Genomic DNA, 14,091 nt, shown 5'->3' with positions numbered 1-14,091 from the left:
TTGCAAACTTATTCCACAACATTTCGCATAACTTTACATATTAATAATTTTACTTTAAAAAGGCTAAATTTAAGATTTCGATAATTTAAGTTGGTCAAGGAGTAGCAGCATCACAATTGACTTCTACTCCTATTTTAAAGTATGTGCTCATCTTAAAAATTAGTGTACACACAATCAGATTAAAAATCAGGATCATATCAAAAGTCTAAACAAACATAGTAAGAACAGCAAAACACCACTTAACAACCTTACAACTATGAAATTAACATTCAAAATACTATTATTTTCCGTTCTGTTTTCAGGAACACAACTTTTCGGTCAGGACATAGATCCTGCGACTTTGCTTTGGTACGATCAACCCGCGGCAATTTGGGAAGATGCCTTACCTGTAGGAAATGGTCGTATAGGCGCCATGGTATTTGGTAAACAAGACGAGGAAGACATTCAGTTTAATGAAGAGACATATTGGTCTGGAGGCCCATATTCTACAGTTGTAAAAGGTGGATATAAAAAACTTCCAGAAATTCAAGAACTACTTTTTAATGACGAACCAATTAAAGCCCATAAATTATTTGGTCGTGCTTTAATGGGATATCCTGTAGAACAACAAAAATACCAATCACTTGCAAATTTACGCCTGACATTCAAAAAAGAAGACGTGAAAAACTACAAAAGATCACTGGATTTAAAAACAGGAATTGCTACCGTAACTTACACGTCTAATGGCGTTAATTATAAAAGAGAAATTTTTGCTTCAGCAATCGATCAAACTATAGCAATTAAAATAACAGCCGATAAGCCGAATAGCATTTCTTTAGACGCTGAACTTAGAGGAGTACGAAATAGTGCGCACTCTAATTACGCAACAGATTACTTTAGAATGGATGGTGTTGGAACAGACCAACTAAAGCTAACCGGAAAATCTGCCGATTATATGGGCGTAGAAGGAAGATTAAGATATGAGGCACAGATTAAAGCCCACCATGATGGCGGAGAAATGAGTAGAGATGATGCTATTCTTACTATTAAAAACGCAAATAGTGTAACCTTATATTTTGTCGCTGCTACTAATTTCAAGAATTATAAAGATGTTACAGCAGACCAAAATAAACGAGTACAAGATATGCTCGCTCATGTTGCTAAAAAATCTTACACTACAATAAAAGAAGATGCCTTAAAAGATTACAAAAAGTATTTTGACAGAGTAACACTTACACTGCCTACAACAGAGACATCTTTTCTTCCTACGAATGAAAGAATGACTGAAATCCAAACAAAGCCAGACCCACAGTTAGCTACTTTATGTTATAATTTTGGTAGATATTTACTTATCTCTTCTTCAAGACCAGGAACACAACCTGCAAACTTACAAGGTATCTGGAACAATAGCATGAACCCGTCTTGGGATTCAAAATATACAACCAATATAAATACAGAAATGAATTATTGGCCTGTGGAAACTGCCAATCTATCAGAACTTTCAGAGCCGTTAACCACCATGATCAAAGAACTTACAGATCAAGGTTCGGAAGTAGCTAAAGAACACTACGGAGCCAAAGGATGGGTTTTACACCAAAACACAGATATTTGGAGAGTAGCTGCACCAATGGACGGCCCAACATGGGGAACATTTACTGTAGGAGGCGCATGGTTAACCACGCACATGTGGGAACATTACTTATTTACACAGGATGAAGACTATTTAAAAGACATCTACCCTACTATGAAAGGTGCTGTAGAGTTTTTTATGGACTTCTTAGTTGAATATCCAGAAACAGGGTGGTTAGTAACAAATCCGTCTAACTCTCCAGAAAATCCACCAAAAGGAAAAGGTTACGAATACTTCTATGATGAGGTTACCGGGAACTACTATTTTACAACTATAGTCGCTGGTGCAACAATGGATATGCAAATCTTAAAAGATTTATTTAGCTATTACAATACGGCGACCGAAGTTTTGGGTGTAGATAAAGAATTCTCTAAAAAAGTGGCGGATGCCAGAAAACTATTCCCACCAAATCAAGTTGGAAAAGATGGTATGCTACAGGAGTGGACTAAAGACTACGCACAAAAAGAAGATAAACACAGACACTTTTCTCACTTATATGGTTTGTACCCAGGAAACGTTATTTCATTAGACAAAACCCCTGAATTTATTGAACCTGTTAAAAAAGTTTTAGAACAACGCGGAGATGGCGGTACCGGTTTCTCTAGAGGTTGGAAAATGGCTTTATGGGCTAGATTAAAAGATGGTGATAGAGCAAACGACATTTTTAAGGGCTATATCAAAGAACAATGTTATATCTCTCTATTTGCTAAATGTTTTAAACCATTACAAGTCGATGGGTCTTTTGGAGTGACAGCAGGAATCACAGAAATGCTAATTCAATCCAATGAAGGATATGTTGAACTTTTACCAGCATTACCTTCAGAATGGGCCGATGGAACATTTAACGGTGTAATGGCTAGAGGTGCTTTCGAATTTGACTTTAGTTGGAAAAACAATAAAATAAACACCGTTAGTATCTTATCTAAAGCAGGAACAACCTGTAAAATTAAAATGCCTAGCAATGTTAAAATCATGTCTAACGGAACATCTGTTCGTTTCAAAAAACGTGCAAACCAAATTATTGAATTTAACACAGACAAAGGACAGACATACACCTTTGAAAACTTATAATCCTAGTAAATAAATATTAAAAAAGATAATAGCTCAGACCCTCCCGCATAATATAAATCAATTAGAGTCTTAAAAACCCAAATCGATAATGAGATATAATAGGTTAGGAAAAACCGATTTAAAAATAAGCCATTTAGGTTTTGGAGCCTCTGCGGTTGGAGGCATGTTCGAAAAAACGGACAAAAATGAAGCTATTAAAACCATTCACACGGCCTTTGATAGAGGTATTAATTATTTTGACACCTCTCCCGCCTACGGCAGAGAAACCTCTCCTTTTGGGGCGGCGACTTCAGAAATAGTTCTAGGTGAAGGTTTAAAAAGTCTGAAGCGAGACGAATTTATTATTTCAACAAAAGCAGGAAAAACAGCATCACTGCCTCCTGTATTTAATTTTTCGTACAGCGCCATTATAAAATCTGTAGAGTCTAGTTTAAAACGCTTAAACACAGATTATATTGATATCGTATTTTTACACGATATCGAATACGGACAAGGACAATACTTAAAATTAGCTTTAACGGAAGGTCTCGAGGCATTAAGAGATTTAAAAAAACAAGGAAAAATAAAATTTATAGGCGCCTCGTGCTATCCTATAGAAGTATTAGATCACGTTATTACAAATTACGAATTGGATGTAATTCTTGTACATAATCACTATACACTAATTAACGATCTATTATTAAAACTGTTACCCAAAATAAAGGCAAAAGATGTAGGTTTGGTTAATGCCTCCCCTTTTGCCAGTGGGTTACTCACCCATAAAGGGCCACCCGATTGGTATCCTGTAAACGTAAAAGAATTAGCTGTCATAAAAAAAACTATAGCCTATTGTAAAGATTCAAATATTCCTATAGAAAAAATTGCACTACAATTTGCACTTCGAAACTCCGAAATAAACACAACATTATTTAGTTGTAGCAATCAAAATATATTAAATCAGAACCTAGATTGGAGTCAAGAACCAATAAATTTATCTGTGATTGAAAAAACACTAGTATATTTAGAGTCTATAAAGAACACAGACTTTGATTTTGGAGGTTTTAACAAATAGCGATGAATAGTATAGACTTATTTATAATTATCCTTTATTTACTGGGAATATTGTCCTTAGGGATTCTTTCCTCAAGAAAAACAAACTTGACCACCGACAATTATTTTTTAGCTGGAAGAAGTTTAAATTGGATTGTTATAGGTGCGTCACTTTTTGCTAGTAACATTTCTACAATACATTTGGTAGGCTTAGCCGCTTCAGGTTTTGAAGATGGCTTAGTCTGGGGGAATTTTGAATGGATGGCTTCAATTGTTTTAATCCTATTGGGATTAATATTTGCACCGTTCTATTTTAGAAGTAAAATTTCTACCTTACCTCAATTTCTTGAAAAAAGATATGGTGGTGCCTCCCGATCTTTTCTAGCATTTATGGCTATTCTTGGGGCTTTATTTGTACACATAGGCATGAGTCTTTATGCTGGCGCAATTGTTTTTAATTCCTTATTTGGAATTGATGAATATGTCTCAATTTTAATTATTTCGGTAATCACCGCTACCTACACCATAATGGGTGGTTTAAAGGTTGTCGTTATTACAGAAAGTGTACAGACCGTTATTCTAATTGTAGGCGCTATATTATTAACGTATTTCGCTATTGAAGCTCTCCCGCAAGTGGGCGTACATTCGATAGCCGATTTTAAAAATGCTGTAAAACCAGACCAACTAAGTATGCTTAGAACTCCGGGACACGAAGGGCATTCTGGACTTACCTGGTACTCCATATTTTTGGGTTACCCCATAATTGGAATATGGTATTGGTGTACAGACCAAACCATTGTACAGCGCGTGCTAGCCGCTAAAAGTGAAGACGACGCAAAAAAAGGTCCAATATTCGCCGGCTTTCTAAAACTCTTACCGGTATTTATAATGGTACTACCGGGTATTATTGGTTACGTTTTATTTAAAGAACAAATTACCACTAGTAATGAAACCTTACCAGTGCTCATTAACAATTTACTTCCCGTGGGCATAAAAGGTATTTTTGCAGCAGCATTGCTCTCTGCACTTATGAGTACCATAGCCGCAGCTCTTAATAGCTGTTCTACTTTAGTCGCTATTGATATCGCTAAAAGAATGACCCCTTCCCTAACCGATAAAAAACAAGTTGTAATAGGAAAATGGGTTGCTGTAATCGTTATGATTTTAGCCATGGCCTGGTCTACGCAAGGCGGCAAGTTTAACAGTATATTCGAAGCTATAAATAAAATAGCCGCCGCATTAGCGCCACCAATTGCAACCGTATTTATATTTGGTGTATTTAGTAAAAGAGGAACAAAAGAAGCTTCTTTATATACATTAATGATTGGATTTGTACTAGGTATAGGTGCTTTTAGTGTAGACTTTATTCCACCGCTTTCAGGAAATCCAGAATTAATCACAGATACACTAGGCATCCCTTTCATGATGCAGGCTTGGTGGCTATTCTGCATTTGTTCTTTTATTTATTTTGCAATTAGCTATGCGACACCAAAACCAACAGCAGCACAATTAGAATATACTTGGGACAATCCATTTCAGTTTTTAATTAACGATAAATTTAGAGGTATAAGAGACGTGCGTTTATACACGGGTATTCTTATAGCTCTAATCGTAATATTATATATAATTTTCGCATAAACAACTTATAAAATAGCGCTTCATGAAGACATCTAATACCCTCTTTCAGTTCTTACTTTTAATAGCAGTCACACTTTCTCTTTTTTCATGCAACGATAAGAAGGCTAAAGAAGTAGCTGTCGCAGAACCTATAGAAAAAAAACCTAACATAATTATCTACCTCACCGACGATTTGGGTTATGGCGATTTGGGATGTTACGGAAACCCTATTATTAAAACACCTGGTATAGATAAGTTTGCATCCGAAGGTGTTATCCTTACAGACTTACACTCGGCAGGAACAGTATGTTCTCCGTCGCGTGCAGGAATCTTAACAGGGAGAAATCCTTACAGAAGTGGATTCTATTACTTACAAGGTTATGCGGGAACTCACCTAAGAGATAGCGAGGTTACCATTGCGGAGGTGCTAAAATCGGGAGACTACGAAACGGCATTTATGGGAAAATGGCATTTATCGCGTTTAGAAAAAACATCTAGAGCGAAAGAGCCTAGCCCTAGCGATCAAGGTTTCGATTATTGGTTTGCATCTACACATAATGCCTTTGCAGGTCCTAAAAATTTTAGAAAGTTTATTAGAAACGGAGAAGATGTTGGCGAAGTTAACGGATGGTACTGTGACGTATTAACAGAAGAAGCTACAGACTGGTTAACAAACATAAGAGATAAGAGTAAACCTTTCCTTTTAATTGTTTCTACTCACGAACCACATACACCACTTTCGCCACCAGAAGAATATAGCGATATGTACGATAATGCTACGGTAGACAGTCTAGAGCAATCTATTAGTTATGGTGGTGTTGAAAGACCAGAGCACGACATTTCAATGAATAAAAAAGAGTACTACGGTACAATTTCTCAATTAGATCAAGCCTTTGCTAATTTAATGAAAACAGTAGACGACGAGAATTTAACCGAAGACACTATGGTTATTTTTACTAGTGATAACGGTCCTGAATCTCCTGTAAATTTAGACGAATCTCAAGGTTTATGGGAAGATCCAATACGTGATTACTGCTTTGGAACACCTGGCGATCTTAGAGGAATGAAAAGATTCCCTTACGAAGGCGGACACAGAGTTCCTGGTATTATTCGTTACCCGGCTAAAATTCCAGCTGGAACAGTAAGTAATGAGTTGGTAGTGGCTACCGACTTTATAACAACTGCGGCTAAACTGGCGCAAGTTCCAGCACCACAAAACATAAACTTAGACGGAATAGATGCATTTCCTGCATTTCTAGGAGAAAAAATAGAAAGAGAAAAACCGTATTTATGGATTTTCCCTACACACGAAGACACCTATTTTAGAATGCCACATATGGCAATGCGATATAACGACTATACACTTATCGGAAAATTTAAAGATAAGGAAGACGATGTCACAATTATGGAATGGATGAAAACATCTGTACCTGTAACCTTTTCACTTTACAACTTAGCTAACGACCCATCACAACAAACAGATCTTGCAACTAGAGAACCTGAAATGGTTGAAAAATTAAAACCTATACTTTTAGAGCAATGGTTAGAGATTAGAGACGAAGGTCCATACTGGGAAAAGTTAAATGAAGCATCAAAAACAAAAAAATAAGAATGAGAAGTCAAACCAAAATAGCACTTCTATATGTCTTTATAATATCTATAGCGTTTGTTAGTTGTAAATCTGAAGAAAAAGAAACACCTGAAATAAAAGAGGTAAAACCTAATATTATTATCTACCTAACAGACGATTTAGGGTATGGCGATTTAGGATGCTATGGCAACCCGATTATACAAACGCCTGCCATAGATAAGTTTGCTTCAGAAGGCGTACTTCTAACCGACCTACACTCGGCAGGAACGGTTTGTTCGCCTTCTAGAGCAGGCCTATTAACAGGTAAAAACCCATATAGAAGTGGCTTTTACTATCTACAAGGTTATGCTGGAACACATTTAAGAGATAGCGAAACAACCATTGCCGAAATCCTTAAATCTGGCGGTTACGAAACCGCATTTATGGGAAAATGGCATTTATCGCGTTTAGAAAAAACAGACAAAGCACCAGAACCAAATCCAGGAGATCAAGGATTCGATTACTGGTTCGCTTCGACCCACAATGCATATAGTGGTCCTAAAAACTTCCGAAAATTCATTAGAAATGGCGAAAATGTAGGCGAAGTAAGCGGATGGTATTGCGATGTATTAACAGAAGAAGCTACAGATTGGTTAACAAACATAAGAGATAAAACCAAACCCTTTCTTTTAATAGTATCTACTCACGAACCTCACGCACCACTTTCTCCTCCAGAAGAATTTAGCGCGATGTACGACAATGCAATGGTAGATAGCTTAGAACAATCTATTAGTTACGGCGGTGTTGCTCGTCCAGAATACGACATTAGTAAGAATAAAAAAGAATATTACGGCACTGTTTCTCAACTAGACAAGGCTTTTGAAAATCTTATGGCCACAGTCGACAAGGAGCAATTAACCGAAAATACAATGGTTATTTTTACCAGTGACAATGGACCAGAATCTCCTGTTAATTTAGAAGAATCTCAAGGCGAATGGGAAGCCCCAACTCGAGATAATTGCTTTGGAACACCAGGGATTTATAGAGGAATGAAACGATTCCCTTACGAAGGCGGACACAGAGTACCAGGTATAGTACGCTATCCTGCCAAAATAAAAGCGGGAACAACAAGTGATGAAATGGTGGTCGCCACAGACTTTATTCCTACAGTAGCTTATCTAGCTCAAGTAGAAATGCCTTCTGGAATACATTTCGATGGTATAAATGCTTTTCCCGCATTTATCGGACAAAAAATAACAAGAGAAAGACCTTATTTATGGGTCTATCCAAACCATGAAGACACCTATTTTAGAATGCCTCACATAGGCATGCGCTATAACGATTACACACTTATTGGAAAATTCCCAGATAAGACCAAAACACTTAGTTTAATGGATTGGATGAAAACATCTGTTCCTGAAACTTTCGAGCTTTATAATTTATCTAACGATCCTGAACAAAAAATAGATTTAGTTACTGCGGAACCAGAAATGGTCGAGTCGCTAAAAACGATTATGATTAAGGAATGGATTGAAATTAGAGATGAAGGTCCCAATTGGGAGAAACTTAATAAATAACGGTTAGAAACCCTTCTCAGAACAATACGCACCTACTTATTCAAACACGTAACAAGAGTCTAACTCAAATTACCAACATCTAATTGAAAGTATGAAAAATATTACCTTACATATAGCTACCGTTTTTATCTTATGTTTATGTAATACGACATATGCACAAGGAAACTCAAAACAACTTCCAAATATTGTTATTATTTATGCTGATGACATGGGATTTGGGGATTTAAATTGTCAGAATCCAAATTCTAAAATACCTACGCCCAATTTAGATAAATTAGCTACTGAAGGCATGCGTTTTACAGATGCTCACAGCTCATCTGCTATCTGCTCCCCAAGTCGTTTTGCCATATTAACAGGTCAGTATCATTGGAGAAGAACCCACGGTATTGTAAAATCTTTTGGAGAGCCTCTTTTTAAAGACACCGATGTTACGTTACCTCAACTTTTAAAAACAGCAGGTTACCAAACAGCCGCGATCGGGAAGTGGCACTTAGGTTGGAACTGGAATTTTATAAACAAAGAACCAACGGGAGAACGCACCTATTGGGGAAGAACTCACAAAACATATTTAAATGAAGATATCGATTGGGAAGCGCCTTTAGGAGGCGGACCTCTAGATCGCGGATTTGATTATTATTTTGGAGATGGCACTATTAACTTCCCTCCATATGCATGGGTTGAAAATGACAAATTTGTAGACATCCCTAATGATTTTTTTGAATTTAATCAATTTGAAAGAGACGTAAAAGAAATGGATTGGGATTCGCGTCCTGGACCTAAAGTTGCTGGCTGGGATCCGTACAACGTACTTCCAACCTTAACTAAAAAAACCATATCATGGATTGGTAATCAAAAAAAGGATAAGCCGTTCTTTTTATATTTAGCCTTACCTTCTCCTCATGCTCCAATTATTCCGAATGATGAATTCGACGGCACTTCAGAAGCGGGCGCTTATGGCGATTTTATGGTTCAGACGGACTGGATTGCAGGAGAAGTTTTAAAAGCACTTAAAGACAATGGTTTCGAAGAGCATACCATTGTAATTTTTAGCTCAGATAACGGCCCTGAAAAAATTGCTTTCGAAAGAGCTGAAAAATATGACCATTATAGTATGGGAGATTTTCGAGGCTTAAAACGAGATATTTGGGAAGGTGGACACCATATTCCATTCCTTATTAAATGGCCAAATCACATTAAAGCAGGAACAGTTTCTGACAATCTAATATCTCAGGTCGATATAATGGCTACACTTTTAGAAATCACTGAAACTAAAATTCCAGAGCAAGGTGCTATCGATAGTCAAAGTTTTTTATCTATCATCACCGGAAAACCTAATAAAAATAAACACAGAACAGCTACCATACACAATACAAATGCCGGTGGCTATGCTGTAAGACAAGATAATTGGCTGTATATAAACACACCAACAGGCTCTGTAACAAGAATGCCAGAATCTTTTAAAAACCTGAGAGGGTATACAGATTTTTCAACAGCGGGTTTACTTTTTGATTTAGAAAAAGACCCAGAACAACGCGTTAATTTATTTGAAAAATATCCAGAAAAAATAAAAGAAATGCAGGCATACTTAAAGCTAGAATTAGACAAAGGCTATTTAAAATAAAACCCCTATTACATATAAAAATCCCCTATTAAATTTTCAGAATAGATATTAGAGATATTGTTGTAAATACAGCATCTAGCCACTATCACTTCTGAATCAATTAACTAATAAAAAAAGCAGAAAAGAAATGGAACGAAGACAATTTATAAAACTATCAGGAGCTGGTGCGACTGCACTATCATTTACACCCTCTTGGGCCTATTTAAGTAAGGATTCTTCAATGTACAGCTTTCCACAAATGATTGGAGAAGTGAGTCAATCTTCTGCCATATTACAAACCCGACTTACCAAGCAAAACAGTATGCCTGAAAATGGTTTTAACACTGCTGAAGCCTTACTAAGTTATGATATTGAAGGCACTTCAGGTATGGCAAGATTCGAAATTTCAGACCATCCAAAATTTAAAAAATCGACTTCATCGTCTTGGCTTAAAGCCATTCCAAGCAACGATTTTGTAGTCAAGTTTAAAATAGACCATTTAAATCCTGACACTAAATATTACGTAAGAGTACATTACGGTATTACCGATTTAGATACAGAAACAGGACCTACGAGCTCTTTTTCTACTTTACAAACACCCGAAATGGACAAACCGGTTTCTTTTGTAGTAACGTCTTGCATGAACTTAGGTAAGTTCTTTCTTGGTGGCGGTGCTTTAAGAGCAAAGGAAAAAAGTAAAGCGGCACAGGGCGAAGACAGAAAATTAGGTTTTCCAGCTTTAGCCGCAATGCAAAAAACAAAACCTGCATTTTGGGTACAGACTGGAGACACCGTTTATTATGATTACCCTAATAAAGGTATAGCTAAAACTCAGACCGAATTGCGTGCTAAATGGCACCGCCAAATGGCCATGCCACGTATGTATAATTTTCTTGGAGAAGTACCAGTATATTTCATGAAAGACGATCATGAATACAGATATAATGATAGTGACAACGAAGAAAATGGAAAAGCACCATCTCCAAGTTTGGCAAGAGCGACTTTTTTAGAACAAACACCTTTAGCGGCTCCAGAAGACCCAAATCCAGTTACATTCCGAACCAGACAAATCAACAAACATTTGCAAATTTGGATGCCAGAAGGTCGAGATTACAGAGATAATAATACGTTACCGGACGGACCGCATAAATCTATTTGGGGTGAAGACCAATTAAAATGGATAAAACAATCGCTTTTAGAGAGCACAGCAACGTTTAAACTATTTATTGTAGCTTCTCCTTTGGTTGGTCCAGACGATGCTTCTAAACACGACAATCACGTGAGTTATGGTGGTTTTCAGCAAGAACGCGATGCCTTTTTTCATTGGTTGAAAAAAAATAATATCGACAAAAACTTTTATATTATTACTGGGGATCGTCACTGGCAATACCATTCCATTCACCCGGCGGGTTTTGAAGAATTTGGAACAGGAACCATAAACGGACAAAACTCAAGACCAGGAAGAAAACCAGGCGATGTAGGATCTACAGACCCTTTAGGCCTAATAAAACAGCCTTACATACAAGAAGATCCAACAGGAGGATTTTTGTTAATTAAAATAGCGCCACCAGAAAACGGAAAAACAGCACAACTTAGTTTTGAAACTATAGACGAAAGTGGCAATCAACTTAATTTGGCTGTGAAGGACGTAAAATAATAGTTCTAAAACATAAAAAAGAGCGTACTAATGGAAAGATAAACTCCATTCTACGCTCTTTTTTTTTATCGCTTTAAGACTTACAAAAGTAATAACTTGTTGAAATGTATTACTGACTTACCCGAAGTGATATGGTCTTTAAATCTTTTTCCAATGAAGATGCTCCAACAGAAATCGTAAACGTTCCTGCTTCTACTTCCTTTTTCATGCTTTGATTTAAAATATTTAATTCATCGAAACCGAGTTTAAACGACACTGTTTTTGTTTCTCCTGGCTTTAGGCTGATACGCTTAAAACCCTTCAACATTTTCAGATAACGCCCTACCGAAGCATAATCGTCGCGCACATACATTTGCACAACCTCATCTCCTATTATACTCCCGGTATTTGTCACTTTAACAGATACAGTAGTAGACCCGTTTGATTTTATAGTGCTGTCTGCTAACGTTAATTCGGAATACTTAAATGTTGTATAACTTAAACCATATCCAAATGGGAATAACGGTGATTTATCGCTGTACTTATATCTACCTTTTCCCGAACCAACAAAGTCTGGACGCTCCAAGTACGTGACTGGAAGCTGACCAACAGAACGCGGAAATGATACTGTTAATTTTCCCCCAGGGTTTACATCTCCAAAAATAGCATCGGCAATAGCATCTCCAGATCGCATTCCTAAATACCAAGTTTCTAACACCGAAGGAATATTTTCGGCTATATAATTTATAGATAACGGACGTCCGTTTATTAAAACCACTATAACGGGTTTTCCTGTTTTCTGGATAGCCTCTACCAATTCATTCTGTACACCAAGTAAATCAAGATCTGCGCGATCTACACCTTCACCACCCGTTCTACGAGAACCACCAACCACAAGCACAACAGCATCAGATTTATTAGCCACATCTATGGCTTCGGCAAAACCCGCTTTAGAATCTCCTGTTAAATCGCATCCTTGGGCATAATTAATTGTAACACGACCTTCCGTCTTAGATTTAAGACCATCTAAAACCGACACATAATAAGGAGGCAATCCGGAATACCCGCCTAACAAAGCATAACTACTATATTCTACAGATGGTTGTTCGGTAGCATTTGGTCCAATCACGGCTAAAGACTTCAAGTTTTTAAGGTCGAGAGGCAGTAAATTATTTTCGTTTTTTAATAGAACTATAGCCTTTTTAGCTAGCTCGTAAGCATAGTCTTGATGTTCTTTTTTACTTACAATAGTATCTTTTTTTACAGCTTTAGGTTCCGAATCGAATAGACCTAATTTATATTTAGCGGCTAAAATTCTTGACACAGCCGTATCTACATATTTTACAAGCTCTGGATTTTTAGTCAGTGTATCTTTTAAAATGGTAGAATGAAAGCTTAATTGCTCTGGAATTTTACCTAACGCTAAATCCATATCGACACCTGCTTTTAGCGCTAACAAAGCTGCCTCTACGCGTGTTTCTGGAATAAAATGCATGGTTTGCAAACGACTAACATCATTATTATCGGACACGACAAAACCATCGAAACCTATTTCGTCTCGTAAAATATCGTTTAATAACCAAGAATTCATATGGCATGGCACCCCGTTAAAATCTTGATGACCCGGCATAATACTACCAATTTGAGCTTCTTTTACAGCCGCTTCAAAAGGTGGCAAAAACACCTCGCGTAATCTGCGCTCTGACATATCACTAAATCCGCCATTAATACCACGCCTATTTTCTGGATATCCTACATAATGTTTTGCGGTAGACATGACATGATTTTTATCGTAACGCTCACTTCCCATACCCTGCATCCCTTGAATAAAAGCCACACCCATACGCGACACTAAATACGGATCTTCGCCATAAGATTCTTCTACCCTACCATATCGCGCATCTCCCGAAATCACATCTAAATTAGGAGAATAAATATGTGTAATGTTTAAGGCTCGAGCTTCTAATGCTGTTTGCTCTGCCATTTTTTTAATAAGTTCTGGCTCCCACGTAGACCCTAAAGCTATGGCCTGCGGATAAACCGTTACTCCGTCTACCCACAATCCGTGTAAACCTTCTCCAAACTTCATAAACGGTATTCCTAATCTATCGTTAGCAGGTGCATCTTGGGTAAGCTCTGCTATTTTTTCATCTAAAGTCATCTTACCGACCAATTGCTCTACTTTCTTTGAAATTTTCAAGTCTGCTTTCTCGTTATTCTGTGCAACAGATTGCATTGAAAAGCAACTTATTATAACCCATAGAGCAACTCCAATATGTACTGTTTTTTTCATATATATCAATTTTATTCAGCCTAAAAGGCTTTTAAGTATAATTAAAAAAAAAGAGACAAAGCTTGAGTTTCATCCTCAATAGCCTTGTC

8 protein-coding genes are annotated in these 14,091 nt (G+C 37.0%); 7 read left to right on the top strand and 1 reads right to left on the bottom strand.

All coding sequences use genetic code 11. The annotated features are described in order from the left end of the window. Positions 1-256 precede the first annotated feature (256 nt). The 7 genes from AC0UBM_RS16035 (at position 257) to AC0UBM_RS16005 (ending at position 11,730) form a co-directional block, all read left to right on the top strand. Positions 257-2,680 (top strand): glycoside hydrolase family 95 protein, encoded by a 2,424-nt coding sequence (locus tag AC0UBM_RS16035; RefSeq protein ID WP_475689307.1) that lies wholly within the window; start codon positions 257-259, stop codon positions 2,678-2,680. 88 nt (positions 2,681-2,768) lie between these two features. Beyond that, positions 2,769-3,731: an aldo/keto reductase gene (locus tag AC0UBM_RS16030; RefSeq protein WP_434036654.1), complete on the top strand. Its 963-nt coding sequence runs from the start codon at positions 2,769-2,771 to the stop codon at positions 3,729-3,731. A gap of 2 nt (positions 3,732-3,733) precedes the next feature. Beyond that, on the top strand, positions 3,734-5,347 hold the full coding sequence (locus tag AC0UBM_RS16025; RefSeq protein ID WP_475689306.1) for a sodium:solute symporter: 1,614 nt from the start codon (positions 3,734-3,736) through the stop codon (positions 5,345-5,347). A 22-nt stretch (positions 5,348-5,369) separates the two neighbouring features. Further along, positions 5,370-6,935, top strand: a complete 1,566-nt coding sequence (locus AC0UBM_RS16020; protein WP_475689305.1) for a sulfatase family protein — start codon at positions 5,370-5,372, stop codon at positions 6,933-6,935. Between the two features lie 2 nt (positions 6,936-6,937). Then, entirely contained in the window at positions 6,938-8,473 is a 1,536-nt protein-coding gene (locus AC0UBM_RS16015) for a sulfatase family protein (RefSeq protein WP_475689304.1), read from the top strand. A 91-nt stretch (positions 8,474-8,564) separates the two neighbouring features. Next, complete coding sequence (locus tag AC0UBM_RS16010) at positions 8,565-10,094, top strand: sulfatase family protein (protein WP_475689303.1); 1,530 nt, start codon at positions 8,565-8,567, stop codon at positions 10,092-10,094. 127 nt (positions 10,095-10,221) lie between these two features. Next, the gene (locus AC0UBM_RS16005) at positions 10,222-11,730 is read left to right on the top strand and encodes an alkaline phosphatase D family protein (RefSeq protein ID WP_475689302.1); all 1,509 of its coding nucleotides are present in this window, start codon (positions 10,222-10,224) and stop codon (positions 11,728-11,730) included. A gap of 109 nt (positions 11,731-11,839) precedes the next feature. Here the strand turns inward: AC0UBM_RS16005 and AC0UBM_RS16000 are convergent, their stop codons facing one another. Then, positions 11,840-14,002 (bottom strand): glycoside hydrolase family 3 N-terminal domain-containing protein, encoded by a 2,163-nt coding sequence (locus tag AC0UBM_RS16000; protein WP_475689301.1) that lies wholly within the window; start codon positions 14,000-14,002, stop codon positions 11,840-11,842. Positions 14,003-14,091: the final 89 nt, after the last annotated feature.

Source organism: Formosa sp. F44 (assembly GCF_056238645.1).
This window is presented reverse-complemented; position numbering and strand designations above follow the sequence as displayed.